Here is a 25,427-nt window from a genome sequence, read left to right on the forward strand (position 1 = left end):
GTAGGGCAGATCGGTTCCGGGAGTGCTCAGTCCTTCGCCGGCGTGACCTCGAGCCAGTCGAGGATCACGTCGCACTGGTTGCCGGTCTCGCACGAGATCTTGATCTCGTTGTCGCCCTGGTTCAAGGTCACCGGCGCCCATGTGGTCTGCCAGTTCTTCTCCCAGTTCGGGTCCGAGGACTCCACGAAGTTCTTCAGACCGATGGGCTGGCTGTTGGCCTTGCCGTTGACCGTCAGCGTGGCGTTGGCGTCCTTGGCGGGGATGGCGTACCGGACAGTCAGCCGGTACGCCCCGGCCGTCTTCATGGATGCCTTCCAGGTCACCGAGGACCCCGGCTGGTTGAAGCCGGTGACGTACACGCCGTCCGCGCCCTCGGCTCCCTTGATGGTCTTCTCGACGGTGGCCGTGCCACCCAGCTTCAGCGTCGCCGCGTCCTGCTTCGGCAGCTCCACCGGAGCTTCGGAGGCCCCGTCGGTGTCCTTCGGCTTCGGGGACTCGTCGACCTGGCCGGTGGCACCGGCCGAGGTGGTGGCCTCGTTCTTCTTGTCGTCGCTGTCGTCGCCGGTCATCAGCGCGGCACCGATGCCGATGATCACGACCGCGACGACGGCGACCGCGCCGATCAGCAGACCCTTGTTGTTCGGACCGCCCCTGCCGGGACCACCGGCCCGGCCGTGGCCGCCCTGCGCCGCGACCGGTGCGGTGGGCGCACCGCCGGGGTAGGTCTCGGGGGCGGCGTACTGCGCATTCGGCCCGCCGTAGGGCGCCTGCGGCTGACCGTACGGTGCCTGCGGCTGGCCGTAAGGCTGCTGCTGCGGCACCTGCTGACCGTACTGGCGCTCACCGACGGTCCGCACCTGGTTGTACGAGGTCCTCGGCACGCCGGGCTGCGAGACCGGACCCGGGTACCCGTATCCGCCCTGCCGCGGCGCCTGGGCGCCGGCCGCCTGTCCGTCCTCGTAGAGGTAGCCGAACGGATCGTCGTCCTCGGGTGTGTTTGCGCCGTTGTTCCCGGCCGTCATCCCTGGGTCACTCCTCACCATGTCGCCAGCCGTCGCCGAAAATTGCCAGCCGTGGCCGACCGGCCGAGCCTACCTCGAACGGAGCACACCAAGAATTGCCGTCGGCCACAGGGGCCCCTCACGGACCGTGGTCGGGGTACGACAACGGATGCCGGAACAGACCTGTCGTGAACGTCAGCCGGCCCTTCGGTGAACCTTGGACCGAGACCGCTTCTCCACGTACATCCGCTGGTCGGCGGAGCGCAGCACCTCTTCGGCCGTCATGCCGCAGCCGGCCCATCCGATCCCGAAACTCGCCCCGACCCGCACCGCGCGACCATCCACCCGAATGGGCGGAATGATGGCGTTTCGTAGACGTACGGCCAGATCCGCGGCGTCTGCGGCGCCGAGCCCGTCCGCGAGGACGACGAATTCGTCACCCCCGAGCCGTGCGACGGTGTCGCCGTCGCGCACACAGGTGGTGAGACGGCGGGCGACCTCGATCAGTACGGCGTCGCCGGTGTGGTGCCCGAAGCGGTCGTTGATCGACTTGAAGCCGTCGAGGTCGCAGAAGAGGACCGCGAGCCCCTTCGCCCCGTCGTCGCCCTCGTCGTCGGGCGCCACGGCGTGCACATGGTGGTCGTACGGACCGCCGGCCACCGCGTCGGCCTCGAAGCCGTCGGCACGGAAACCGTGCACACGCCCCTCCGCGTCCTCGACGTCGCCGTACGCCGCGTCCAGAGCCTCCACGGCGGTGGTGGTGGACGCCGCGTGCGGACGCTCGCAGAGCCGGGCACTGAGCCGCGCACGCAGCTCGGCACTGTTGGGCAGTCCGGTCAGCGCGTCGTGCGAGGCGCGGTGCGCCAGATGCAGCTCGTGGCGCTTGCGCTCCTCTATGTCCTCCACGTGGGTGAGGAGGAAACGCGGCCCGTCGGCGGTGTCCGCGACGACGGAGTTGCGCAGCGACACCCAGAGGTACGAGCCGTCCCGGCGCGCGAGCCGCAGCTCGGCGCGGCCCCCCTCGGCGGACGTCCGCAGCAGGGTGCCGACGTCCTCGGGGTGGACCAGGTCGGCGAAGGAGTAGCGGCGCAGTACGGAGGCGGGGCGGCCGAGCAGCCGGCACAGGGCGTCGTTGGTGCGCAGCAGTCTGCCGTGCTGGTCACCGCCCATCTCCGCGATGGCCATGCCGCTGGGGGCGTACTCGAAGGCCTGGCGGAACGACTCCTCGCTGGCCCGCAGCGCCTGCTGTTCGCGTTCGAGCCGGACCAGAGCACGCTGCATGTTTGCTCGCAGCCGGGCGTTACTGATCGCAATGGCCGCCTGTGACGCGTACATCTGGAGAGCCTCGCGACCCCACGAGCCGGGACGGCGGCCATTGCGCGGGCGGTCGACGGAGATGACGCCGAGGAGGTCCTGACCGCCGCCGGACGCGTACATCGGGGCGTAGAGCCGATCCTGCGGGTGCCACTCGTCCTCGAAGCGGGGCTCGGGGCCCTCGGTGTGCCACTGCGGAACGTCGTCGTCCAGGAGGACCCAGCCGTCTGTGTGCGGGATGAACCGGAGCCCGTCCCAGCACTCACCCATGGCCAGGCGGCGATCCCACGACGTGCGGGAGCCGACTCGGCCGGTGATCAGGGATTCGGCGGCGGAATTGCCCGCGAAGGCGGCGACGACGAGATCACCGTCGGGACGGACGAGGTTGACGCAGGCCAGCTCGTATCCGAGACCGGCGACGATTCCGTCGGCCACGGTCTGCAGTGTGTCGGCCAGGCTCCGCGCCGTATTGAGATCGGCGACGGCCTGATGCAGCTGCCGCATCGTCGCTAGACGGACGTACGGCTCCGACTCGGCCTCCATTGCTCGCACTCCCCGAGACCTCGACAGCACTCCAGGTTTCATATCGACGTACTTGTTCGCAGTGTCACCGCCACTGAATCACAGTGAGCTGTGCACCCGGTACACAGGGTCAACAAATATTGCACTCTGTGACTCAAGTCACAACAGATGATGAAGGGTTGTGAGCAGCGCAGCGAGGTGGCCCCTCCGTTTCTTGAACGCAAATCTGTACGTTGCAGTACGTTGCACCGCCCCGTCCCGGCACGTCCCCATCGGCCCGGAGTCCTAGGACCCCTCTGGTCCCCTGGCCCGATGCGGCGGCCCGCGGCCCGCGGCTAGCGTGCCCGTTGTGTTGCAGACGAAGCCCCCCACCTCGCGGTCCGAGCCCATCCTCCATGCTGAGGGGGTGAGCAACGACGAGTTCCGCGGCGCCCTCTCCCGGCTGGCCGCCGGTGTGGTCCTGATCACCGCCCAGGAGCCGCCGCTGGACGAGAACGGGCGCGGCGAGGACGTCGGCATGACGGCGACCGCCTTCATGTCCGTGTCGCTGGACCCACCGCTCGTCCTGGTGAGCCTGCGCAACGGCTCCCGGATGGACGACCTGCTCGACGAACAGCCGCTGTGGGCGGTCTCCGTGCTGTCGGAGAGCCAGCGGCACATCGCGGGACGGTTCGCGATGAAGGGCCGGATCAGTGACCGGCTGCTGTTCGAGGACATCCCCTATGTACGGGGAGAGGTATCGAGCGCACCGCTGGTCGGCGGGGCCCTCGCCACCCTGGAGTGCCGCACGGAGCAGCGGGTGCCCGCGGGCGACCACACGCTGGTGATCGGACGGGTGCTGAGCGCGGCGCTGCCGAGCGCGGACGGCGGGCCGCTGACGTACTTCCTGGGGCGTTACCGGCAGCTGGGCTGAACCCCGGCGTCCGGGTTCACCAGTCGCGGCCGGAACGGCCGCGCTTCGTGTCGCCGCGCTGCTTCTTCTCGCGCAGCCGGCGTTCGTTGATCCCGCGCGGGATCCTGGTCTTGCGACGCGGCTTGGGGGGCGGCGCCGTGGCTTCGGCCAGCAGGGAGGCGAGGCGGACGAGGGCGGTCTCACGGTTGCGCCACTGGGACCGGTGCTCCGACGCCCGCACCGTGACCACGCCGCCCACCAGCCGGCTCTCCAGCCGCTGGAGCGCCCGGTCCTTCCACACCTCGGGAAGCGAGTCGGTCGCCGCGAGGTCGAAGCGGAGCTCCACCTGGGAGTCACTGGTGTTGACGTGCTGACCGCCGGGCCCGGAGGACCGCGAGAAACGCCACATGAGCTCGGCCTCCGGCAGGGAGACCGAACCGCGGATGACATAGGGCCCGGACATGACACCTATGTTCCCCGGCCGCCGCCCCTCCCGTCACCTCCTTTTGCCGCATCCGCTCACCCGTTCGGCCGACGGTTCGGTAAAGAAAGTAAAGGGAGCAGGAACCTCCCGGTCCTCTGCCTGCGTTATGACCTGTGACGGTAGCTTCGTGATGGCACGAAGCCCGCACACGACGATGAAAGGGACTTCCCATGGCAGTAAGCCTGTCCAAGGGCGGCAACGTCTCGCTCACCAAGGAGGCCCCGGGCCTGACCGCCGTCACGGTCGGCCTCGGCTGGGACGTCCGTACCACCACCGGCACCGACTTCGACCTCGACGCCTCGGCGATCGCGGTGAACCCGGGAGGGAAGGTCGTCTCCGACGGCCACTTCGTCTTCTTCAACAACAAGTCGACCCCGGACCAGACCATCGTCCACACCGGTGACAACGTCACGGGCGCGGGCGAGGGCGACGACGAGCAGATCAACGTCAACCTGGCGGGCCTGCCGGCCGACGTCGACAAGATCGTCTTCCCGGTCTCCATCTACGACGCCGAGACCCGCAGCCAGAACTTCGGCCAGGTGCGCAACGCGTTCATCCGCATCATCAACCAGGCCGGCGGCACCGAGATCGCCCGCTACGACCTGAGCGAGGACGCCGCCACCGAGACCGCGATGGTCTTCGGCGAGCTGTACCGCAACGGCGCGGAGTGGAAGTTCCGCGCCGTGGGCCAGGGCTACGCCTCGGGCCTGCGCGGCATCGCCCAGGACTTCGGCGTCAACCTCTGACCCAGAGGCTTCATGGCCTGACCTGACAGACGGGAGCCCCCGGTCGATTCCTCGACCGGGGGCTCCCGTCTGTCATGCCGTCAGAAGGCCCACGTCCGCCGCACGACGTCTGACGCATAACGGACAGCGCGACCCCCTGGACGGACAAGATCCGGTCAAATAATTGACGCATCCCTGCCAAGTTTGGCGGCATCGGTGCCAGTCTCACCGCACACCCCTCACGGAGCTCATGGACCGAGTGAAGGAGAACGAGTGAGAACCACTCTGCGTGCCGCCGCTCTTGCCGCATCCGCCGCCATGGTCGTCGTCGCCGTACAAGCAGGCTCGGCCGATGCCGCCCAGGACCGCGCCGCCGGAGCCACCGCGCTGCCGCTCAGCGCGCCCCAGCGGGCCGCGGCCATCGAGGAAGCCCAGGCCGGGGCGGCCTCGACCGCCGCGAAGATCAAGCTGGGCGACAAGGAGAAGCTCGTCGTCCGCGATGTGATCAAGGACGCCGACGGCACCGTCCACACCCGCTACGAGCGCACCTACGCCGGACTGCCTGTCCTCGGCGGCGACCTGGTCACCCACACCAGGAAGGACGGCTCCCTCAAGGGGGTGTCCAAGGCAACCGAGGCAAAGATATCCGTGGCATCGACGACTGCCACGGCCACCGCCAGGTCCGGTGCCCGGAAGGTGATCTGGGCCGTCACCGGCAAGCCTGTGCTCGCCTACGAGAACGTGGTCAAGGGCACTCAGGCCGACGGGACTCCCAGTGAGCGCCACGTCATCACCGACGCCGCCAGCGGCAAGGAGCTCTACTCGTACGAGGCCATCGACACGGGGTCCGGCACCAGCCAGTACAGCGGCACCGTCGCCCTCGGCACCTCGGCCTCCGGATCCGGCTACAACCTGACCGACGCCGGGCGCGGCGGCCACAACACGTACGACCTGAACGGCGGCACCTCCGGCACCGGGACCCTCTTCACCGACGCGGACGACATCTGGGGCAACGGTCTCGCGACCAACCGTCAGACCGCTGCGGTCGACGCCCACTACGGCGCCGCCATGACCTGGGACTTCTACAAGAACGAACTGGGCCGCAACGGCATCGCCGGCGACGGCAGGGCCGCCTACTCCCGGGTCCATTACGGCAACGCGTACGTCAACGCCTTCTGGCAGGACAACTGCTTCTGCATGACGTACGGCGACGGCTCGGGCAACGTCAAGCCGCTCACCTCGCTGGATGTCGCCGGACACGAAATGAGCCACGGTCTGACCGCGGCGACCGCGGGTCTGAAGTACAGCCGTGAATCGGGCGGCCTCAACGAGGCGACCAGCGACATGTTCGGCACCGCGGTCGAGTTCTACGCGGGCAACAGCAGCGACGCCGGTGACTACCTCATCGGCGAGAAGATCGACATCAACGGCAACGGCACCCCGCTGCGCTACATGGACAAGCCGAGCAAGGACGGCGGTTCGGCGGACTACTGGTCGAGGACAGTCGGCCGTCTCGACGTCCACTACTCGTCCGGGCCCGCCAACCACTTCTTCTACCTGCTGTCCGAGGGCAGCGGCGCGAAGACCATCAACGGCGTCGCCTATAACTCGCCGACCTCCAACGGCTCCACGGTCACGGGCATCGGCCGCGCGAAGGCCGTCCAGATCTGGTACAAGGCGCTCACCACGTACATGACATCGTCCACCGACTACGCGGCGGCGCGGGTCGCCACCCTGCAGGCGGCGACCGACCTGTACGGAGCAGGCAGCGCGGAGTACGCAGCCGTCGCCTCCGCCTGGTCCGCGATCAATGTGAACTAGTACGCCGTCCGGCGCTACCGCCCGACGGCACCTGCGGATCGCCCACGCGCCGCGTACAGCCACCGGTTCCCGGAGATGTGCGCGGCGTCCGGCCGTTCCACGGACGGTCGCCCTGCGGATTGCCGCCCTACGGGTGGCTCAGCGCGGTGCCGACGTGTGTCGGCACCGCGCGCCCGCACCGGGTGCACCGCGCGCCCGCATAGGCTGCGCCGCGTGATCATCGAACCGCTGCTGCCGGTGGCCGGCGCGCTTCCCGGCCCGCTGCTCGCCGAACTCACCGCGCTGTACGCGTCCGATCCGACGTTCCAGCAGATCAGCGGCGACTTCCCGGACCCCCATGACATCCGGTCGGAACAGGTCGCGGCCTCGCTCGCCGAGGAGCTGGCGAACCGGGACACCGAGGTGCTGCTCGCCCGGACGCAGGGGCGGTTGGTCGGTGTGGTCATCACCCTCGCGCGCCATCCGGACCCGGCCGACCCCGACCCGTGGATCGGACTGCTCATGGTCGACGCACGCCACCACCGCTCCGGTTACGGGCGACAGTTGGCCGGGCTCGTCGAGGAGCGGTTCCGGGCAGCGGGGCGGGACGGGATCCGACTGGCCGTCCTGGACAACAACCCCAAGGCGCTCGCCTTCTGGACAGCGCTCGGCTACGAGGCCATCGACCACCGGCGCGACCGCCAACTGGGCCGTCCCTGCGCGGTGTTGCGCAAGCCTCTGAAGCCCGTCGAATAACGGACACGAGAGCATCCCAGTCGGACAAGAAGTGGTCAAAATAATGTGAGGCAATTGTCAGCACACCGTCAAACTCGGTCATGCGGTGGCACGCTCTCCGCTCGTAACCCCCCACGGAACGAACAACGGAGAACGCATGACCCCCCACATGAACACCCGTCGCGCCGCAGCCCTGGCGGCCGTGGCCGCGATGGTCGTCGTCGGCGTGCAGTCCGGTGCGGCGACCGCGGCCCCGGGCAACGCCCGCGACGGCGGCTCCGTCACCCGTACCTCCGGCACGTCCGGCGCGAGGACCGCGATCGACCCGAACACCGCGTCGGAGCGGACCGCCGCGATCAAGTCGGCCCAGTCGGACGCCTCTTCGACGGCCGACGCGATCGGGCTCGGCAGCCAGGAGAAGCTGATCGTCCGCGATGTGATCAAGGACGCCGACGGCACCGTCCACACCCGCTACGAGCGCACCTACGCCGGACTGCCGGTCCTCGGCGGCGACCTCGTCACCCACACCACCGGCAGCGGAAAGCTCAAGAGCGTCACCAAGGCGAACACCGCCCGGATAACGGTGTCGTCCACGACGCCGAAGGTGAGGACCGCGGCGGGCGCCCGCAAGGTGATCTGGGCGGGCAGCGGCAAGCCCGTCCTCGCCTTCGAGACGGTACGGACCGGCGTGCAGAAGGACGGCACGCCCAGCAGGCGTCACGTCATCACGGACGCCGCCACCGGCAGGACGCTGCACAGCTACGAGGCGATCGAGACGGGCGTCGGCAACAGCCAGTACAGCGGCAAGGTCACCCTGTCGACCACCGCGAGCGGCTCCGGTTTCGAGCTGACCGACAGCGACCGCGGCGGCCACAAGACGTACGACCTGAACCAGGGCGAGAGCGGCACCGGCGCGCTCGTCACCGACGACGACGACACCTGGGGCGACGGCACCGGCGGCGACCGGCAGACCGCCGCGGTCGACGCCCACTACGGCGCCGCCATGACCTGGGACTTCTACAAGTCCGCGCTGGGTCGCAGCGGCATCGCGGGCGACGGCAAGGCCGCCTACTCCCGGGTCCACTACGGCAACGCGTACGTCAACGCGTTCTGGGACGACAGCTGCTTCTGCATGACGTACGGCGACGGCGCCGACAACAAGAGCGCCCTCACCAGCCTCGACGTCGCGGGCCACGAGATGAGCCACGGCCTGACCGCGGCAACGGCCAATCTCGACTACGCAGGCGAGTCCGGCGGCCTCAACGAGGCCACCAGCGACATCCTCGGCACCTCGGTCGAGTTCTTCGCCGACAGCAGCAGCGACGTCGGCGACTACCTCATCGGCGAGAAGATCGACATCAACGGCGACGGCACCCCGCTGCGCTACATGGACAAGCCGAGCAAGGACGGCGGTTCGGCGGACTACTGGAGCGCCGGCGTCGGCGACCTCGACGTCCACTACTCCTCCGGCGTCGCCAACCACTTCTTCTACCTGCTGTCCGAGGGCAGCGGCCCCAAGACCATCAACGGGGTGGACTACGACTCCCCGACCGCCGACGGCTCGGCCGTCACCGGCATCGGCCGGGACAAGGCGGTCCAGATCTGGTACAAGGCGCTCTCCGCGTACATGACTTCGTCCACCGACTACGCGGCCGCGCGCACGGCAACGCAGAAGGCGGCGACCGACCTGTACGGGGCGGACAGCCCGGAGCTGGCAGCCGTTGACGCCGCCTGGTCCGGCGTCAACGTGAAGTAGTTCCCGGCGGGTTCCAGGGGCCGGTCAGCTCCCGTCCGGGGCGGGCCGGCCTTTGCCGTACAGCCAGGTGTTCCACAGATCCGTCAGATCCTTCCCCGTCGTCCTCTCCACGTACGCGGTGAAGTCGGCCGTCGACGCGGTGCCGTACCGATGGGCCTTCGTCCAGCCGGCGACGAGCGCGAGGAACCGCCGGTCGTCGGCGACCGCCTGCCGGATCTTGTGGATCACCATCGCCCCGCGCTCGTACACCGGGTCCTGGGAGATGTCCGCGGCCGACGGCGGACGGGCGGGCGGGAACGCCCAGTTGGCATCGTCGGCGAAGGCGGCGTCGAAACTGCGCCGGACGGGAACGCCCTCCTTGTCCGCCTTCCACAGCCACTCCGCGTAGGTCGCGAAGCCCTCGTTGAGCCACATGTCACGCCAGCTGGCGGGCGTGACGGAGTCCCCGAACCACTGGTGGGCCATCTCGTGGACGAGGACTCCGACGGTCGGCGGCCCCGGGAAGTACGGCCGGTTCTGGGTCTCCAGCGCATACCCGGAGTCGTGCGGACGGCCGACGATCGCGCCGGTCGACGAGAACGGGTACGGGCCGAAGCGCTCGGCCTCCCACCGCACCACCTCGGGGATCCGGGCGAGGGTCCGGGCACTCGCCGCGGCCACCTTCGGGTCCACGGCCGTGAACACCTTGATGCCGTCGGGGGTCGTCGACTCCTTCGTGTCGAAGCGGCCGACGACGAGCGTCGCGAGATAGCTCGCCATGGGTTCGGCCGTGTGCCAGTGGTACGTGGTGGTGGCGCCGGAGACCTTCCGGGACGTCAGCTCACCGTTGGAGACGGCCGTCAGACCCCGGGGGACGGTGGCCGTGAGGTCGTACGTCGCCTTGTCGCTCGGGTGGTCGTTGCCGGGGAACCAGGCCATCGACCCGACCGGCTCACCCAGCGCGACCGACCCGTCCGCCGTCCTCAGCCAGCCCTCCTTCGACCCGTCCGGGTCGGTGAGGGTCAGCGGGGAACCGGAGTAGTGGACGACCGTACGGAAGGTCCTGCCCTTGCGCAGGTGGCGCTCCACCTCGGCGGCGGGGCGCAGCGTCAGCTCGTGGCCCGCCCGGTTGACGGCGGCCGGACGCCCCTCGACCTTCGCGGAATCGACGGTCAGCCCGGCCAGGTCGAGGTTGAAGGCGCTGAGGTCCTGGGTGGCGCGCGCGGTGATCACGGCGGTGGAACGGATCCGCTGGGCGGCCGGGTCGATGTCGAAGGTGAGGTCGTAGTGCGTGACGTCGTACCCGCCGTTGCCGGCCTTCGGGAAGTACGGGTCGTGGAGACCGGCGGCGCCGGGAGTGCCCTCCACGCCACCGGTCCCGCCGGTGCAGCCGGCGGCGAGGGAGACGACGGTGGCGGTGACGAAGGCCAGGAACAGGGCGGTGGGGCGCACCCAATGATCCTAAGTGCGAAATGTCGGATCGAGAGGTCGGCGGATACTCACCTCGGGTCCCGGTTCCGCAGCAGCGCCGCGATCTCCGCGAACCCGCGCCGCTCCGCATGTTCCAGCGCCGTCACCCCGTCGCCGTCCGGCAGACCGGGGGTCGCGCCCGCCGCCAGCAACAGTTCGACGATCTCCTGGTGCGACCGGCCGCCGTCGCCCAGGATCACGGCCTCCAGCAGGGCGGTCCAGCCGAGCCGGTTGACGTGGTCGACGTCGATGTCCGTGACGCGGAGCAGCTCCCGTACGTAACCGACGTGGCCGCGCTCGCTCGCCGGGATCAGCGCGATGCCGCCGAACCGGTTACGGAGCTTCAGATCGGGACCGGCCGGCAGCAGGATGTGCAGCATCGCGACGCTGCCGGTGACGCCGGTCGCCAGCCAGGGACTGTCCTCGCGCCGGTCCTGCGCATCGGGATCCGCGCCCGCCTCGACGAGCAGTCCGGCGACCTGGACGTGGTCGCCGTGCACGGCGAGGAGCAGCGGGGTGCGCCGCTCCTCGTCGCGGGCGTCGACGCGGGCGCCGCCCTCGATCGCGGTGCGTGCGGCATCGGCGTCGCCGGTACGCGCGGCTCGGAGGAGGTCCTGATCGAGGGTGTTCATCGGCGGTTTCTCCTGTGGTCGTCGTCCTACTTGGCGAGTGCGGCGACGCCCGCCCGGGCGAACTTCTCGTCGAGGTCGCCGCTGGGGGCGCCGGCCACTCCGATGCCCGCCACCGGTGCGTCCTTGACCTGCACCGGGGCGCCGCCCGCGAGGAACAGGGTGCCAGGGATGTCCTTCAGGTTCGGGGCCTGCGCCAGGCGGCCCGCGAGCACGGAGGTGGGGGCGTTCCAGGAGACAGCGGTGTACGCCTTCTTCTCGGCGGACTCGTAGGCCTGCGGCCCGGAGCCGTCGCCGCGCAGCGTCACGACGGTGTTGCCGTTCCGGTCGACCACGGCGACCGCCACACGCTGGTTCTCCTTCTCGGCGGCGTCGAGGGCGGCCCGCGCGGCCTTGGTGGCGGCGACGACGGTCAGATGGGTGGTCTGCCGGAGGTTCCGGTCCGCCGTGTCGGCCGTGACGGCGGCGGCAGGGGCAGCGGCAGGTGCGGAGGCGCTCGCGGACATGGCACCGAAGGTGCCGGCACCGAGCGCGGCGGCGGCGACGGCACCGGTGACGACACGGGTGCGCAGCGACATCTTCTTCATGATGGGGCTCCTCGACGGTTCGAAGGTGTTCCGCCCGGCGGTGATCCGATCAGGCGGTCTCTGCGATCGATCCTCCGGTCGGACCCGGCCCCGATACGTCGACGTACCGGCTCGACACCGCGCGCAGGACGGCTGACGGGCCCATCGGCCGATCGGTTGATGCGGGCGTGGCCGCACCGGGTCACCATGGATGTATCCGCGCAGGTCGAGCAGCAGCTCTTTCGGCAGTCGGCAGGGAGTAAGAGGTACGAGGTGGAGCACGGGACCGAAGCCACCGACCCGGATGCCCGGTGGCTCGCGCTGCTCATGCACGCCGCGTTCTTCCTGCTGCTCGGCGCGTCCCTGGCCCGCTTCCTGCTCCGCCACCCGGGCGAGGACCGCACTCCGTGGATCATCGCGCTGTCCGTCGCGCTCGCCGCTCTGTATCTGCTGGGCCCGGCGCTCGGTTCCCGCCCCACCCCGCGCCGGCTGGCCCGGCTCGGCGTGCTCGTGGCCGTGTGGATGGTGCTCGTCGTCCTCGCGCCGAGCTTCGCCTGGTGCGCGGTGCCGCTCTTCTACACCGGGCTGCGGCTGCTCCCGCCGCGCGCCGCGTTCGCTCTCGTCGCACTGCTCACCGTGTTCGTCGTGGCCGCGCAGTTGCGGCTGGCCCACGGCTTCGACCCGAATCTGGCGCTGGCGCCCCCCGCCGTGGCGGCCACCGCGACCGCGGTCTTCGTCCACATGCAGCGCCAGTCCGTGCGCCAGCGCGAACTGATCGACGATCTGCTGCGGACCCGCCGCGAACTCGCCGCCACCGAACGCCGCGAAGGAACCCTCGCCGAACGCCAGCGGCTCTCCATGGAGATCCACGACAGCCTCGCGCAGGGCCTGTCCAGCCAGCAGATGCTGCTCCAGGCCGCGGACCGCACCTGGGACGCCGACCCGGCGACCGCCCGCCGCCATGTCCGTACGGCCACCGGCTTCGCCGAGCGCAACCTCGCCGAGGCGCGCCGCTTCGTCCACGACCTGGCACCGGCCGATCTCGCGGCGGGCGGCGGCCTGGAGGCGGCGCTGCGCGCACTGGCCACCCGCGAAACGGCCCAGGCCCAGGGGCTGTTCACGGTCCGCTGCCATGTGGAGGGGACGGCGCACGCGGCACTGCCCGACCGGGTGCAGTCCGCGCTGCTGCGCATCGCCCAGGGCGCCCTGGCCAACGTGAGGGAGCACGCGGACGCCACGGAGGCCGCGCTGACACTGACCCACCTGGACGACCGGACCGTCCTGGACATCGCCGACAACGGCCGCGGCTTCACCCCGCCCGCACCGGCGGTGACCCGTGGAAGCCGCACACCGACGCCGACCGCTCCGCGCCCGGCATCGGGCGTACGCGGCCATGGGCTGCCCGCGATGCGCGCCCGACTGCACCAGCTCGGCGGCACGCTGACGATCGAGTCGGCACCGGGCGAGGGAACCGTCGTCTCCGCCGAGGTACCCCTGTCCGCGCCCTCGTCCTCGCCCGCCCCGTCGCCCTCGCCGGAGGAACCCTCATGACCCCGCCCGCCGTACGGATCCTGCTCTGCGACGACCACGCCGTCGTACGCGCCGGACTGCTCGCCCTTCTGGGCAGCGAACCGGACATCGAGGTCGTCGGCGAGGCGGGCAGCGGCGAGGAGGCCGTCGTCCTGGCCGCCCGGCTGACCCCGGACGTCGTCCTGATGGACCTCCAACTGGGCGAAGGGATCGACGGAGTCGAAGCCACCCGTCGCATCGCGGTCACCGGCGTCCATGTCCTCGTCCTCACGACGTACGACACGGACGCCGACATCACCCGCGCCATCGAAGCGGGCGCCACCGGCTATCTGCTGAAGGCCGAACGCCCGGAGGAACTCTTCGCCGCGATCCGCTCGGCGGCCCAGGGCCGCACCACGCTCTCCCCACCGGTTGCCAGCCGTGTCATGGCCCGGATGCGCAGCCCCCTGCCGACGCTCACGGACCGCGAGCGCGACATCCTGGGCCAGCTGTCCCAGGGGCTGGGCAACCGGGACATCGCCCGGGCCCTGTTCATCAGCGAGGCCACGGTCAAGACGCACCTGGGCCGCATCTACGACAAACTCGGCGTCGACACCCGCGCAGGCGCCGTGTCCGTGGCGAAGGAGCAGCGACTGCTGCCGTGAGCCGGCCCGTCCGCGGTGAGGTCCGCCGCAGTGCTCCGGGCGCCCGCGGTCCCGGGGCAGCGGGGCTGTGAGGCAAGCGAGGCCGTGAGGCATTGGGGCAGCGGCACCGATCGCTCCGGCGTGGGCGCACCCCCGGGCATGACACCATCGAACTGTGCTCGACATCGGCTACTCCCTCTCCCGACGCTTCCCCGATCCCCCGCAGACCGACTACCGCCGCGCGGACGTCCACGCCCTGCGGCACGATCTCTTCTCCGGGGACGTCTACCTCGCGGACACCAAGGCGGACCGCGAAGTATCCACAGCCTGGGGATGGGTTCCCGTGCTCGACTTCGCCTGGGCGCTCTGCGACATCGTCGAGCAGATCGACCAGGACCCCCGCGGCAGCCGCTCGCACCGGCGCCAGTTCGCCGAGCTCGACTTCACCGAATCGTCCGACCGGATGCTCTTCGAGCGCCGCTTCGGCTGGGTCGACGTCGAGGCCGACTGGATGCCCGGCGACGAGCCCCCGCTCACCTTCGGCCACTCCCTCCTGCGCCGCGAGGCCCGCGACTTCCTGCACGACCTGATCGCGGACCTCGCCGACATGCACGAGGGGCTCGCCGACAACCCCGTGATCTGGGACCTCCAGGCGCGCTTCCCCCGCGTCTGACCTGCCCGGAAGGACCGTTAGCAACCCTCTACGCCTCCACCCGCACCCCGATCTGTGCCGCGAAGGCCGGCGCCAGCTCCATCAGCTGCAGCGGGCTGATCACCGCCCCCGCCAGCCGCTCCACCCCCCGCGCGATGTCCAGCTCGGCGGCCGTCCGCAGATCCACCGCGTCCATCCGCGCGGAGCTGAAGTCGGCCCGCTTCAGCACGCAGTCCCGGAACTCCACCCGCACCAGCTGCGCGTCCCCGAAGTCCGGCTCGGACAGCACGCAGCCCTCGAAGACCACGTCCGTCAGCCGCGCCTTCCGCAGATTCAGGTAGTCGATCTTCCCGCCGCGCACATGCACCCGCTCCAGCACCGCACCGTGCAGCTGCACCCCGCCCAGCCGAGCGTCCACCACCTCCACATCGCGCAGCGACGCCCCCGCGAGGTCGGTGCCGACACCCCGCACCCCCGTCAGCACCGAGTCGATGAAGCGGGCCCTGACCAGCTCCGTACGGTCGAGACCGCACTTCTCCAGCGCGCAGTCCATGAACCGCGCGCCCGGCCCCGACCCGTCCGCGAGATCGACCCCCTCGAAGCGCACACCGTCGTAGTCGCCGTCCGGCTCCAGTCCCTCCCCGTCGTAGGGGACGAGCGGCGGCAGCCGCACCTCCGGCCGCCGCGCCGCCACCACGACGCCCTTCCCACCCGCGCCGTCGTTCCTGCTGTTACGTGCCATGGGCCCCATCGTGACCCACGCCACCGACAACGCGCCGCGCCGATGTCACACATCGGCGTTTCCGGCCGTCCCCTTCATGACGCCTTCCTCGACCGAAGGGACCGGAACTCATGCAGCGCATCCACATCATCGGCGGCGGCCTCGCCGGGTTCACCGCAGCGATCACGGCCGCCGAGTCCGGTGCCCTGGTGACCGTCCACGAGGCCCACCACACCCTCGGCGGCCGCGCCAGGACCGCCGAAGGCCCGTATCTCACCAATGACGGACCCCACGCCCTCTACCGCCGCGGACCGCACTGGACCTGGCTCGCGCAGCGGGGTCTCCTCGGCCCGACCGTCACCGTGCCGCTGCGCCAGGCCGGCAGACTCCGCTTCCGGCTGGACGGCACCCTGCGCAGGACCCCGCCCCTCGCCCTCCTCCGGCTGACCCGCCGCCGGGCCGAACACGCCCCCGTCGACGCAGATTTCCGCACCTGGGCCACCGCTCAGGTCGGCGAGGAGGGCGCCCGCACGGCCGCGCATTTCGCCGCTGTCGCGCTGTACCACCACGACCCCGGTTCGCTCTCCGCCGCGTTCGTCCAGGAGCGGCTGCGCCGCGCCGCGGCACTGCCGCCCGAGGCCCGCTACCCGGTCGGCGGCTGGGCGCAGGTCATCGACCGGATGGCGGCGCGCGCCTGGAACCTGAGCGTCCGGATCGAGACGGCGACCCGGATCGACCCGGGCGACCTCGACGGCCTGGCCCGCAGCGGCCCGGTCGTCGTCGCCACCTCCCTCGACGCCGCCCGCAGCCTGCTGCGCGACCCCACCCTGACGTGGGCCAGCGGCAGGAGCGCCCTGATCGACCTGGGGCTGCGTACCCGGCGCGGCGACGCGTTCGCCGTCTCCGACCTGGACGCCCCCGGCTGGACAGAACGCTTCACCGCCCAGGACCGCACCCTCGCCCCGGCGGGCCGGCAGCTCGTCCAGGGCCAGATCCCCGTCGCCCCCGGCGAGTCGAAGGCGGCCGGCATCGCCCGGGCCGAAGACCTCCTCGACCTCGGCTTCCCGGGCTGGCGCGACCGCGTCGAGTGGCGGCGCGAGGCCCTCGCCGCCGGCCGTACGGGCGCGGTCGACCACCCCGGTACCACCTGGCGGGACCGGCCGGCCATCGACCGCGGCAACGGCATCTACCTCGCGGGCGACCAGGTCGCCGCGCCCGGACTGCTCAGTGAGGTGTCGTTCAACAGCGGAATGGAGGCTGTCGTGCTCGCGCTCGGAGCGAGCGAGCAGCCACGGCCGAACCGTCGGCCGCTTGACCTCGAGCGGAGTTGAGGTCGGAGGGTGGGCTCCGAGAGCCAGTCGACCCGGGGAGCCCGCCATGCACGCCGTCCGCCTCCACACCTTCGGCCCCGCCGAGAACCTCACGTACGAGACGACCGACGACCCCGTGCCCGGCCCCGGTCAGGTCCGTGTCGCCGTCGCCGCGGCGGGTGTGCACCTCCTGGACACCGCCCTGCGCGAGGGCTTGACGGGCCCCTTCCCGGCCCCCGCCGAGCTGCCCACCGTCCCCGGCCGGGAAGTCGCCGGCACGGTCGACATGCTCGGCGAGTCCACCGACCCCGCTCTGCTCGGCAAGCGCGTCGTCGCCCATCTCGGCACGGCCCCCGGCGGTTACGCCGAACTCGCCGTCACCGACGCCGACAGGCTCCACCGGATCCCGCCCGCCCTCGACGAAGCCGAAGCCGTCGCCATGATCGGCACCGGCCGCACCACACTCGGCATCCTGCAGTTCACGGATCTCGGCCCCGACTCCATCGCCCTGGTCCCGGCCGCCGCGGGCGGCATCGGCACCCTGCTCGTGCAGTACGCCAAGAACGCCGGGGCGACCGTCCTGGGCCTGGCCGGCGGTCCCGCCAAGACCGCCGCGGTCCGGGCCAACGGCGCCGACCTCGCCGTCGACTACACCCTCCCCGACTGGCCCCGGCAGGTCCGCGCCCACCTGGACGGCCTCGGCCGCCGCGCCACCGTCGTCTACGACTCCGTGGGCGGTGCCACCGGCCGTGCGGCCGTCGACCTCCTCGGCAAGGGCGGGCAGCACATCGTCTTCGGCTGGTCCGGCGAAGGACTCCACAACGGCTCCCCGCTCACCTTCACCGACGAGGAACTCGCCGAGCGCGGCATCACATCCCGGAGCGTCCTCGGACCGGCGATGATGCAGAAGGCGGGCGGTCTGCGCGTCCTCGAAGAACGCGCGCTCACCGAAGCCGCCGCGGGGCGGCTGCGCCCTGCCGTCCAGCGCTTCCCCCTCGCCGCGGCGGCCGCCGCCCACCGCGCCCTGGAGACACGCGGCACGATGGGCAAGGTCGTCCTCGTGCCGTAGGAGGTGTCCGGCAGAGGTCAGCCGCCGAGTTCCGCCAGCGCCCCGTCCGTCAGCCGGTACACCGTCCACTCGTCCTGCGGCCGCGCACCCAGCGACTCGTAGAAGGCGATGGACGGGGCGTTCCAGTCCAGCACCGACCACTCCAGACGCTCGTAACCACGCTCCACACAGATCCGCGCCAGCTCCGTCAGCAGTGCCTTCCCGTGCCCGCCACCGCGCCGGTCCGGACGTACGTACAGGTCCTCCAGGTAGATGCCGTGCACCCCGCGCCACGTCGAGAAGTTCAGGAACCACAGCGCGAAACCGACGATCTCACCGTCCTCGTCGGACTCGGCGATGTGCGCGTACGCTGCGGGCCGCTCACCGAAGAGTGCCTCGCGCAGCTGCTCCTCGGTGGCGTTCGCCTCGTGGAGCGCCTTCTCGTAGTCGGCGAGCTCGCGGACCATCGCGTGAATGACAGGAACATCGGCAGCGGTAGCGGTACGAATCATGAGGGCAGCGTAGACACGCGCCCGCCCCGTGCCGCCGCTCGCCCCTCCTCCTCGCTCACTCCCCGCGCCCCAGCAGCTGCCGGACGATCTCCACCTGGTCCGGCGGCAGCCGGTGCTCGCCCTCCGCCACACCCCAGAGGCCGTTCTGCAACGCCCGCCCCAGGGTCCAGGCCCGCGCCCGCTCCCGGTCCAGCCCCAGCACCTCCGTCATCAGATCGAACCGCCACCGCACCGCCGACGCGTCGAACCGGTTGGCCAGGGCGGGCATCAGATCGAACCCGGGGTCCCCGGCCAGCGGCTTCGGGTCCAGCGCGATCCACTCGTGCGCCCGGCCCTCGTCGGCCCGGCCGGCCAGGATGTTGTCGTAGTGCAGGTCCCAGTGGAGCAGCCGGTCCCCCGGTTCGCCCGCCACCTCCCGTACCGCCGCGGCGCAGTCCCGCAGCAGCCGCCGCTCCTCCGCTTCCGCCAGCCCCTCCACCGCCCGCGCCACCCCGTCCAGCATCCGCTCCGCGGCATCCCCGAGCCGGCGCAGTCCGTCCGGCGCAGGCACGGACGTCAGCCGGGCCAGCAGCCCTGCGAGCACCTCGACCGCCGCCCGTTCATCGGCCACCACCGACAGCGGCCGCCGCTCGTCCAGCCGTTCCAGCAGCATCGTGCCGGTCCCGGGGTCATGGTCGAGCAGCCCCACCGCTCCCGCACCCGCCTCGCCCCAGACCCGCAGCGCGACCGGCTCCCCCGCCGTCTCCTCGTCCTGCGCCTGAAGCTTCAGCGCCGCCCGCCGACCGTCCGACGCACGCACCACCGGCAGCACCAGCGCGCACACCCCGTACAGCGCGGCCCCGTCCCGCCGCAGCCCCCACTCCCCGAGGAACCGCCCCGCGAGCCCCGGCAGCGCGGCCACGAACGCCCGCCCGGCCTCCCCGTTGTACTTGGACTGGGTGGCGATCAGCGCGTCCGGAATGTCAATCACGCACCCGATCGTAGGACCGTGCATCAATCGACTATGGCCCCGAGCAGCCCCTCCCCACCCGCACCCCCGGCCGCTGCGCGAACCGTCCGCGCCGTCGGCGCCTGGATCCGCAGCGCCCCCGGCACCTACATCTGGCTGACGATCCTCTTCGCCACGACCTTCGTCGTACACCAGATGTCCCCCGACTTCGAAGAGGACTTCCTGCGCCAGCGCTCGACCAACATCCACGAACTCGTCCGCGACCCGGTACGCGTCCTCATCTCCAGCGCCTTCTGGATCGAGGGCGGCCACTGGCTCACGTACGCCTTCCTCTTCACGGTCTTCCACGCCCCAGCCGAGCGCTGGCTCGGCACGCTGCGGTGGTTCGCGGTCGCCGCGCTCGCGCACGTCCTGGCCACGCTCGTCAGCGAGGGCGTCCTCGCCTGGGCCGTCCGCCACGGTCAGGCACCCGTGTCCGCGGTCAACACCCTTGATGTCGGGGTCAGTTACGCACTCGCGGGTGTGGTCGCCGTCCTCACGTACCACGTCCCCCGCCCCTGGCGGCTGGTGTACCTCTTCGCCGTACTCGTCGTCTACGGCGTCCCCCTGATCACCGGCCGCACCTTCACCGACCTCGGTCACTTCACCGCCGCACTCATCGGTCTCGCCTGCTACCCGCTCACCCGGGGGACGACGAAACCGCCCCCCGCCCAGTAACGTCCCGCCACACAGGAACTCGGGCTTCACACGTCCCCGGGCTTCACACAGACTCGGCTTCACACCGGACAAGCAGGGGCAACATGAGCACCGTCAGCACGGTCAACGGCGGAATATCGTTCTGGTACGCGGATCAGGGCACCCCCACAGCCCGCGAACCCCTGCCCGGCGACAGCACGGCCGACGTCTGCATCGTCGGCGGCGGATACACCGGCCTGTGGACCGCCTACTACCTCAAGAAGGCCGTCCCCTTCCTCAACATCACCGTCCTGGAAGCCAAGTTCTGCGGATACGGCGCTTCCGGGCGCAACGGCGGCTGGCTCTACAACGGCATCGCGGGCCGCGACCGCTACGCGAAACTCCACGGCCACGACGCCGCGGTCCGCCTCCAGAAGGCGATGAACGACACCGTCGACGAAGTCGTACGCGTCGCCGCCGAGGAGAACATCGACGCCGACATCCACCAGGGCGGCGTCCTCGAAGTCGCGTACACCCCCGCCCAGCTGGCCCGCCTCAAGGACTTCCACTCCGTGGAGATCGCCTTCGGCGAGACCGACCGTGTCCTGCGCGGCGCCCGCGAGACCGCCGAACGCATCCGCGTCACCGGAGCCGTCGGCTCCACCTGGACCCCGCACGGCGCCCGCCTGCACCCGGTCAAACTCGTCAAGGGCCTCGCCGACGCCGTCGAAGCGCTCGGCGTCACCATCCACGAATCGACCCCCGTCACAGAGATCAAGCCCAAGCACGCCCACACCCCGTACGGCACCGTCCGCGCCCCGTACATCCTGCGCTGCACCGAAGGCTTCACCTCGGGACTCAAGGGCCAGCGGCGCACCTGGCTCCCGATGAACTCCTCGATGATCGCCACCGAGCCGCTCCCCAAGGAGATCTGGGACACCATCGGCTGGGACGGCCGCGAGACCCTCGGCGACATGGCCCACGCCTACATGTACGCCCAGCGCACCGCCGACGACCGCATCGCACTCGGCGGCCGCGGCGTCCCCTACCGCTACGGCTCCGCCACCGACAACGACGGCCGCACCCAGCCCGCCACCATCGAGGCGCTCCGCGACATCCTGGTCCGCTTCTTCCCCACCACGGCGGGCGTCCGCATCGACCACGCCTGGTCCGGCGTCCTCGGCGTCCCCCGCGACTGGTGCGCCACCGTCACTCTCGACCGCTCCACCGGTCTGGGCTGGGCCGGCGGCTACGTCGGCTCCGGCGTCGCCACCACGAACCTCGCCGCCCGCACCCTGCGCGACCTGATCCAGCAGGACTCCGGCCAGTCGGGCCCCACCGACCTGACCACCCTCCCCTGGGTCGACCACAAGGTCCGCCGGTGGGAACCGGAGCCCTTCCGCTGGATCGGCGTCCACGGCATGTACGCCGCCTACCGCGCCGCGGACCGCCGGGAACTCACCTCCCCGCGCCCCGGCACCGACCCCATCGCCAAGGCGGCGGACCGGCTGGCGGGGCGTCACTGACCGACGGAGATCCCGCGAAGATCTCCTGAAGATCCCGCGAACCCGCGAACTCGCGATGGCCTGAATATCCGCTTCACACGCCTTTGATCACGCGCGGCCTCGTCATGCGTCGGTCGTGGCCGGGATCGCCGGTTGAACGGGCGCGCCGGGTTCGCAAGGATGGCCTCCTATGGGATCACTCGGCTTGGCAGGGGGAAGCGAATGAAGTTCGACATGGGGGCGCAGGTTCTGTCGAGTCTGACGTCGAAGTCGCGTGGTTCGAGTGATGACTTGGGCTCGTTGATCCGTCAGCTGGTGCAGGCGGCAGCGCCGTTGGAGGGGAAGTTCAACGGTGCGGGGCGGGTGGCGTTCGATTCGTTCAAGAACCGGTCGGACGAGATCACGGCGGCGTTGAACGGTTCGCTGTCGGCGCTGCTGGGCGGTCAGTCGGGCATGGAGCAGGCGTTCGGCTCGGGTGACCAGGAGCAGGGTGACAACGCGCGTCAGCAGATGGGCGCGGCGAACTTCGACGCGGCCCGCTTCGGCGGACGCTGAGCAGTAGGGGTTGGGGTTTCTGATGGCTGGTGGCAGTGATCGTCGGGCGTATGACACGGGTGCGTCGGCGGATGCGCAGGGCAACATCCAGGTCGTGATCGCGCGTCTGGAGGAAGTGATCGCGGCGCGTGACGGCCAGGTGAAGGCCGCGATGGCCGACTTCACCGCGGACGGTGTGGCGGATGAGTACCACGGCAAGGAAATGCGGTGGAACCGGGCCTCGCAGGAGGTCAAGAGCATCATCCAGCTGCTGAAGACGACGCTGGAGAAGAACGACGGGACGGCGCAGCACACGATCACGCGCGCGAAGGCAGCCGTCGACAACATCGGCTGACACGCGGGCGGAAGCAGCGGTGGACAACATCGGCTGACCTGGGTGCGGTTGGGCGCCGGTCGGTGACGGGGAGCATGGGGTAGGGCATGACCGGGTGGGATCTGAAGCCGCAGGGTATTCAGGGTGTGCTGAAGACGACGGGTGAGACGGCGGGGAAGATCGAGACGTACGCGAAGTCGTACGGCACGCATCTGACGTCGGCGGCGACGAGTGCGGGCACGATCACCGCGGAGGACGGTGGTGAGGGCGGGGAGAAGGCCGGTGGCGGTCTGGTCGCTCTCGCCCTGTCGCAGTACGCCGAACACGCCACGACGGACCTGAAGTTCATCGCCGCCCGGGCCGGGAAGTCGTTGACCGGTGCGGTGGACGCGACGACCGCGTACTTGAACGGTGACCTGGAGATGGCCGCCGAGTCACAGCGCAAGGCCCTGGGTATCCCGGATCTGGATCTGACGAAGCCCGGGGTGCAGACCAAGTGATCAAGCCGGAAGCGATACCGCAGTTCACCGGTGACCTGGGGCAGCTGGAGAAGGACTACGGCAGCCTGAAAACCGATGCCGGGCACATCCGCGGCACCGGGTCCGACGTCCATACCCAGTTCCAGGGCCTGTCCGCCTACTATCAGGCCCCCGAGGCGGAGAAGCTGTTCGCGTCGACGAAGCCGGTCCAGGACCGGGCCGACGGCTTCGCCGACGACCTGGAAAAGGTCTCCACCGCTCTGTCGGACTACGCCACCGAAGTCCGCCCGCTGGTCACGAAGCTCGCACAGCTCAAAACGGATGCGACGACGTTCGTCAACGCGAACAAGGGCGATGACGACTGGGAGTACGACGAGGACAAGGTCGACGAGCACAACCAGCTCCGCGACGACGTCACCGCGACCGTCGCCGCGTTCTGGGCCGCCGAACGCACCTGCCACAACAAGATCACCGCCCTGTTCGGCGGGACCCAGATGGTCGCCGGCGACGGATCCGACCGCAAAGACCAGTACGGATTCAACGCCGACGACCTCAAGAACGCGAAACTCCCCTGGGGCGACCCCGTCGAGGAGAAACACCACGTCTGGGAAGTCGGCCACTGGGTCAAATCGTTCGTCTGGGACGGACTGATCGTCGACGGGATCTGGGGCACCATCAAGGGCCTGGGCACCCTCGTCGGGTTCGGCGGCTGGGACGCCATGGGACAGGCCTGGAAAGGCCTCGCCCAACTCGCCACCGGCCTCGCGATCACCGCGATCCCCGGCGCCGGCGCCCTGTTCTGGACCCTCCCGGACGACAAACTCCCCTCCTGGCTGCGTGACTCACGCACCGCGATGAAGGAAACCGGCAAAGCACTCGTCGCCTGGGACGAATGGGGCAAGAACCCCGGACGCGCCGCCGGAGCCGTCACCTTCAACGTCCTGACCACCGTCTTCACCGGCGGCGCAGGCGCCGGCGTCTCCGGCGCCGGCAAAGCCGGCGCCGTCGCCAAGGTCCTCTCCGTCGCAGGCAAAGCCGGCAAGGTCATCGACCCCATGACCTACATCGCCAAAGGCGCAGGCGCAGGCCTCTCCAAAATCGGCGACATCACCAAAGGCCTCAAAGGAATCGGCAACGTCGAGATCCCGAAGCTGCCCGACGGCTCGTTCCAGTTGCCCGACGGACATGTGCTGGACCCCAACGGCAACCTCATCTCGCCGACCGGCGCGCTCGACACTCCCTCCATCCCGCACGCCACGGTGCCCGGGACGTCGCTGCCCACCTCCTGGCAGATCCAGCCCACGTCGGTGCCCGGAGTCCATGCCGGAAGCGGCATCCCGGATGTGCCGCACACGGGTGGCGGCTTCGACAACGTGCCGGCCGGCGCGGGCAGCCATGTGCCCGGCGCTCCGGCAACCCACGTACCGAACGGTTCCTTCGGCCCCGCCCCGGCGGCCTTCGACCCGGCGGGCCACGTACCGGGGAGCCCGGCGTCGCACGTACCGAACGGTTCCTTCGGCCCCGCCCCGGCGGCCTTCGACCCGGCGGGCCACGTACCGGGCGGCCCTGCGGGTCACATACCGGGCACACCGGCAGGCCACGTCCCGAGCGGCTCGTTCGGCCCTGCCCCGGCGGCGTTCGACGCCGCGGGCCACGTACCCGGAGGTCCAGCAAGCCACATACCCGGCGGTCCGGCAGCGCACATTCCCGGGGAGCACTTCCCGACGACTGCGGGGCACGACGTCCCGACCACGGGCCCGCACGGCCCGGGGCACGACATACCGACCACGCACGGGCACGACGCACCGGGTACGCACGGGCACGACGCCTCACACCCCGGCGGGCACGCCGACGACGCGGCCGCACACGCCGACGATGCGGCGCACGCCGGTGACACCGGCGGACATGTCGACCCGCACGGCGCAACCGGAGACGCACTGCACGGCGCGGACGACACGGCGACGGCCGGCCACCATGGTGTGGACGGGACGGATGTCGCCGGCGCGGCGGACGACTTCAAGTACACCCCGCACATGTCGGAAGCCGACTTCGACAATCTGACCACCGCCGAGAAGCACCAGGTCGCCGCCGCCGAACTGGCAGACGGAACAGTCCCGTTCGCCGACGACTGGGCAGCGATCGACTACGGCCGGGACTACTGGAACGACTACGTGCACGACCTGGACCCGTCCGCGAAGCAGGCGCTCCGGGACTACACGGGGGACACGTTCCCCTCGTACAAGGACATGAACGGCTACCTGCGAGGGGACCCCTACTACGGCCCCCGACCCGAGGTCCTGCACGACATCAGCGAGATGGACCGGGTCATGTCGACTCGGCCTGTCCCGGAAGACGTCATGGTCGTGCGCGGCACGGGCATCGGGCACCTCGACCTCGACTCGCCGCTGGAAATGATGGGCGGCACCTACGGCGATGAGGGCTACCTCTCCACGTCGCTCGGAAACCACCCAGTCCCCAGCTTCGCGGGCAAGGAGGCGATCCTCCACCTCCGCGTACCGAAGGGCACGCCCGCGCTCTGGCTGGAGAAGGTCAGCAAGTACGGCGTGGAGGAGCGTGAGATCCTGCTCGGGCGCGGCTCGGAGTACCGGGTGACCCGAGTCTTCGTGGACGAGGCCGGTAAAGCCCAGGTCTACGGCGAAATCCTGCCGAAGTGACAGAGGA

At 70.6% G+C, this 25,427-nt stretch carries 25 protein-coding genes; 16 read left to right on the top strand and 9 right to left on the bottom strand.

Features of this window, described 5'->3' with window-relative positions:
• Positions 1-26 precede the first annotated feature (26 nt).
• Positions 27-1,022 carry a CBM35 domain-containing protein gene (locus tag OG963_RS21520; RefSeq protein WP_093779603.1) on the bottom strand — a complete coding sequence of 332 codons (996 nt, stop codon included), beginning with the start codon at positions 1,020-1,022 and terminating at the stop codon, positions 27-29.
• 174 nt (positions 1,023-1,196) lie between these two features.
• Positions 1,197-2,858, bottom strand: coding sequence for a diguanylate cyclase CdgB (gene cdgB / locus OG963_RS21525; RefSeq protein WP_093779605.1), 1,662 nt, complete (start codon positions 2,856-2,858; stop codon positions 1,197-1,199).
• Between the two features lie 385 nt (positions 2,859-3,243).
• On the opposite strand from cdgB, the gene OG963_RS21530 reads away from it, so the two are divergent.
• Positions 3,244-3,750 carry a flavin reductase family protein gene (locus OG963_RS21530; protein WP_030933118.1) on the top strand — a complete coding sequence of 169 codons (507 nt, stop codon included), beginning with the start codon at positions 3,244-3,246 and terminating at the stop codon, positions 3,748-3,750.
• 16 nt (positions 3,751-3,766) lie between these two features.
• Here OG963_RS21530 and arfB read toward each other — a convergent pair whose 3' ends face one another.
• Positions 3,767-4,192: an alternative ribosome rescue aminoacyl-tRNA hydrolase ArfB gene (gene arfB, locus OG963_RS21535; protein WP_030933121.1), complete on the bottom strand. Its 426-nt coding sequence runs from the start codon at positions 4,190-4,192 to the stop codon at positions 3,767-3,769.
• A 191-nt stretch (positions 4,193-4,383) separates the two neighbouring features.
• Between arfB and OG963_RS21540 the strand changes: the two genes are divergently transcribed.
• The 4 genes from OG963_RS21540 to OG963_RS21555 all read left to right on the top strand — a co-directional run bounded on the left by OG963_RS21540 (position 4,384) and on the right by OG963_RS21555 (position 9,229).
• Positions 4,384-4,959 (top strand): TerD family protein, encoded by a 576-nt coding sequence (locus tag OG963_RS21540; RefSeq protein WP_030933124.1) that lies wholly within the window; start codon positions 4,384-4,386, stop codon positions 4,957-4,959.
• 297 nt (positions 4,960-5,256) lie between these two features.
• Positions 5,257-6,759 carry a M4 family metallopeptidase gene (locus tag OG963_RS21545; RefSeq protein WP_371800315.1) on the top strand — a complete coding sequence of 501 codons (1,503 nt, stop codon included), beginning with the start codon at positions 5,257-5,259 and terminating at the stop codon, positions 6,757-6,759.
• A gap of 213 nt (positions 6,760-6,972) precedes the next feature.
• Complete coding sequence (locus OG963_RS21550; protein ID WP_319740896.1) at positions 6,973-7,494, top strand: GNAT family N-acetyltransferase; 522 nt, start codon at positions 6,973-6,975, stop codon at positions 7,492-7,494.
• Between the two features lie 136 nt (positions 7,495-7,630).
• Positions 7,631-9,229, top strand: a complete 1,599-nt coding sequence (locus OG963_RS21555; RefSeq protein WP_319740895.1) for a M4 family metallopeptidase — start codon at positions 7,631-7,633, stop codon at positions 9,227-9,229.
• A 24-nt stretch (positions 9,230-9,253) separates the two neighbouring features.
• On the opposite strand, the gene OG963_RS21560 is transcribed toward OG963_RS21555, so the two are convergent.
• The 3 genes from OG963_RS21560 to OG963_RS21570 are packed head-to-tail and all read right to left on the bottom strand — an operon-like array spanning position 9,254 to position 11,894.
• On the bottom strand, positions 9,254-10,660 hold the full coding sequence (locus OG963_RS21560; protein WP_371799337.1) for a M1 family metallopeptidase: 1,407 nt from the start codon (positions 10,658-10,660) through the stop codon (positions 9,254-9,256).
• A 47-nt stretch (positions 10,661-10,707) separates the two neighbouring features.
• Positions 10,708-11,310: an ankyrin repeat domain-containing protein gene (locus OG963_RS21565; protein WP_093779613.1), complete on the bottom strand. Its 603-nt coding sequence runs from the start codon at positions 11,308-11,310 to the stop codon at positions 10,708-10,710.
• Between the two features lie 26 nt (positions 11,311-11,336).
• Positions 11,337-11,894, bottom strand: coding sequence for a heme-binding protein (locus OG963_RS21570; RefSeq protein ID WP_093779615.1), 558 nt, complete (start codon positions 11,892-11,894; stop codon positions 11,337-11,339).
• A gap of 186 nt (positions 11,895-12,080) precedes the next feature.
• Here OG963_RS21570 and OG963_RS21575 point away from each other — a divergent pair, with 186 nt between their 5' ends.
• From OG963_RS21575 to OG963_RS21585, 3 genes are all read left to right on the top strand, one after another.
• A complete protein-coding gene (locus OG963_RS21575) occupies positions 12,081-13,424 on the top strand; it encodes a sensor histidine kinase (RefSeq protein WP_093779638.1) in 1,344 nt (447 codons plus the stop codon).
• On the top strand, positions 13,421-14,047 hold the full coding sequence (locus OG963_RS21580; protein ID WP_030933144.1) for a response regulator transcription factor: 627 nt from the start codon (positions 13,421-13,423) through the stop codon (positions 14,045-14,047). Before OG963_RS21575 ends, OG963_RS21580 begins: the two co-directional genes overlap by 4 nt.
• Positions 14,048-14,201: 154 nt before the next feature.
• Complete coding sequence (locus OG963_RS21585) at positions 14,202-14,699, top strand: hypothetical protein (protein WP_030933146.1); 498 nt, start codon at positions 14,202-14,204, stop codon at positions 14,697-14,699.
• Between the two features lie 28 nt (positions 14,700-14,727).
• On the opposite strand, the gene OG963_RS21590 is transcribed toward OG963_RS21585, so the two are convergent.
• On the bottom strand, positions 14,728-15,429 hold the full coding sequence (locus tag OG963_RS21590) for a pentapeptide repeat-containing protein (RefSeq protein ID WP_093779640.1): 702 nt from the start codon (positions 15,427-15,429) through the stop codon (positions 14,728-14,730).
• Positions 15,430-15,530: 101 nt separating this feature from the next.
• Between OG963_RS21590 and OG963_RS21595 the strand changes: the two genes are divergently transcribed.
• Positions 15,531-16,730 (top strand): NAD(P)-binding protein, encoded by a 1,200-nt coding sequence (locus tag OG963_RS21595; protein WP_371799338.1) that lies wholly within the window; start codon positions 15,531-15,533, stop codon positions 16,728-16,730.
• Between the two features lie 46 nt (positions 16,731-16,776).
• Entirely contained in the window at positions 16,777-17,778 is a 1,002-nt protein-coding gene (locus OG963_RS21600) for a zinc-binding dehydrogenase (protein WP_093779619.1), read from the top strand.
• 17 nt (positions 17,779-17,795) lie between these two features.
• On the opposite strand, the gene OG963_RS21605 is transcribed toward OG963_RS21600, so the two are convergent.
• Both OG963_RS21605 and OG963_RS21610 read right to left on the bottom strand, forming a co-directional pair.
• Complete coding sequence (locus tag OG963_RS21605) at positions 17,796-18,269, bottom strand: GNAT family N-acetyltransferase (protein ID WP_030933154.1); 474 nt, start codon at positions 18,267-18,269, stop codon at positions 17,796-17,798.
• A 55-nt stretch (positions 18,270-18,324) separates the two neighbouring features.
• Positions 18,325-19,263 (bottom strand): aminoglycoside phosphotransferase family protein, encoded by a 939-nt coding sequence (locus OG963_RS21610; protein WP_371799339.1) that lies wholly within the window; start codon positions 19,261-19,263, stop codon positions 18,325-18,327.
• 9 nt (positions 19,264-19,272) lie between these two features.
• On the opposite strand from OG963_RS21610, the gene OG963_RS21615 reads away from it, so the two are divergent.
• The 6 genes from OG963_RS21615 to OG963_RS21640 all read left to right on the top strand — a co-directional run bounded on the left by OG963_RS21615 (position 19,273) and on the right by OG963_RS21640 (position 25,420).
• Positions 19,273-19,935 carry a rhomboid-like protein gene (locus OG963_RS21615; protein ID WP_030933159.1) on the top strand — a complete coding sequence of 221 codons (663 nt, stop codon included), beginning with the start codon at positions 19,273-19,275 and terminating at the stop codon, positions 19,933-19,935.
• An 83-nt stretch (positions 19,936-20,018) separates the two neighbouring features.
• Positions 20,019-21,419 (top strand): FAD-dependent oxidoreductase, encoded by a 1,401-nt coding sequence (locus OG963_RS21620; RefSeq protein WP_313938509.1) that lies wholly within the window; start codon positions 20,019-20,021, stop codon positions 21,417-21,419.
• A gap of 201 nt (positions 21,420-21,620) precedes the next feature.
• Positions 21,621-21,953, top strand: coding sequence for a hypothetical protein (locus tag OG963_RS21625; RefSeq protein ID WP_093779629.1), 333 nt, complete (start codon positions 21,621-21,623; stop codon positions 21,951-21,953).
• Between the two features lie 22 nt (positions 21,954-21,975).
• Positions 21,976-22,287 (top strand): pore-forming ESAT-6 family protein, encoded by a 312-nt coding sequence (locus OG963_RS21630; protein WP_267003503.1) that lies wholly within the window; start codon positions 21,976-21,978, stop codon positions 22,285-22,287.
• An 86-nt stretch (positions 22,288-22,373) separates the two neighbouring features.
• Positions 22,374-22,766: a DUF6507 family protein gene (locus OG963_RS21635; protein WP_267003505.1), complete on the top strand. Its 393-nt coding sequence runs from the start codon at positions 22,374-22,376 to the stop codon at positions 22,764-22,766.
• Positions 22,763-25,420, top strand: a complete 2,658-nt coding sequence (locus OG963_RS21640) for an ADP-ribosyltransferase (protein ID WP_371799340.1) — start codon at positions 22,763-22,765, stop codon at positions 25,418-25,420. The genes OG963_RS21635 and OG963_RS21640 overlap by 4 nt, the downstream gene beginning before the upstream one ends.
• The last annotated feature ends 7 nt before the right edge of the window (positions 25,421-25,427 follow it).

Origin of the sequence: Streptomyces sp. NBC_01707 (genome assembly GCF_041438805.1) — a bacterium.
GTDB lineage: Bacteria > Actinomycetota > Actinomycetes > Streptomycetales > Streptomycetaceae > Streptomyces.

Bases quoted from the DNA above. Each gene is read 5' to 3' on its own strand.
- OG963_RS21520 (WP_093779603.1), bottom strand. From the start codon at position 1,022: ATGACGGCCGGGAACAACGGCGCAAACACACCCGAGGACGACGATCCG.
- cdgB (WP_093779605.1), bottom strand. From the start codon at position 2,858: ATGGAGGCCGAGTCGGAGCCGTACGTCCGTCTAGCGACGATGCGGCAG.
- arfB (WP_030933121.1), bottom strand. From the start codon at position 4,192: ATGTCCGGGCCCTATGTCATCCGCGGTTCGGTCTCCCTGCCGGAGGCC.
- OG963_RS21540 (WP_030933124.1), top strand. From the start codon at position 4,384: ATGGCAGTAAGCCTGTCCAAGGGCGGCAACGTCTCGCTCACCAAGGAG.
- OG963_RS21545 (WP_371800315.1), top strand. From the start codon at position 5,257: ATGGTCGTCGTCGCCGTACAAGCAGGCTCGGCCGATGCCGCCCAGGAC.
- OG963_RS21555 (WP_319740895.1), top strand. From the start codon at position 7,631: ATGACCCCCCACATGAACACCCGTCGCGCCGCAGCCCTGGCGGCCGTG.
- OG963_RS21565 (WP_093779613.1), bottom strand. From the start codon at position 11,310: ATGAACACCCTCGATCAGGACCTCCTCCGAGCCGCGCGTACCGGCGAC.
- OG963_RS21570 (WP_093779615.1), bottom strand. From the start codon at position 11,894: ATGAAGAAGATGTCGCTGCGCACCCGTGTCGTCACCGGTGCCGTCGCC.
- OG963_RS21575 (WP_093779638.1), top strand. From the start codon at position 12,081: ATGGATGTATCCGCGCAGGTCGAGCAGCAGCTCTTTCGGCAGTCGGCA.
- OG963_RS21580 (WP_030933144.1), top strand. From the start codon at position 13,421: ATGACCCCGCCCGCCGTACGGATCCTGCTCTGCGACGACCACGCCGTC.
- OG963_RS21590 (WP_093779640.1), bottom strand. From the start codon at position 15,429: ATGGGGCCCATGGCACGTAACAGCAGGAACGACGGCGCGGGTGGGAAG.
- OG963_RS21595 (WP_371799338.1), top strand. From the start codon at position 15,531: ATGCAGCGCATCCACATCATCGGCGGCGGCCTCGCCGGGTTCACCGCA.
- OG963_RS21600 (WP_093779619.1), top strand. From the start codon at position 16,777: ATGCACGCCGTCCGCCTCCACACCTTCGGCCCCGCCGAGAACCTCACG.
- OG963_RS21605 (WP_030933154.1), bottom strand. From the start codon at position 18,269: ATGATTCGTACCGCTACCGCTGCCGATGTTCCTGTCATTCACGCGATG.
- OG963_RS21610 (WP_371799339.1), bottom strand. From the start codon at position 19,263: ATGCACGGTCCTACGATCGGGTGCGTGATTGACATTCCGGACGCGCTG.
- OG963_RS21615 (WP_030933159.1), top strand. From the start codon at position 19,273: ATGGCCCCGAGCAGCCCCTCCCCACCCGCACCCCCGGCCGCTGCGCGA.
- OG963_RS21620 (WP_313938509.1), top strand. From the start codon at position 20,019: ATGAGCACCGTCAGCACGGTCAACGGCGGAATATCGTTCTGGTACGCG.
- OG963_RS21625 (WP_093779629.1), top strand. From the start codon at position 21,621: ATGAAGTTCGACATGGGGGCGCAGGTTCTGTCGAGTCTGACGTCGAAG.
- OG963_RS21630 (WP_267003503.1), top strand. From the start codon at position 21,976: ATGGCTGGTGGCAGTGATCGTCGGGCGTATGACACGGGTGCGTCGGCG.
- OG963_RS21635 (WP_267003505.1), top strand. From the start codon at position 22,374: ATGACCGGGTGGGATCTGAAGCCGCAGGGTATTCAGGGTGTGCTGAAG.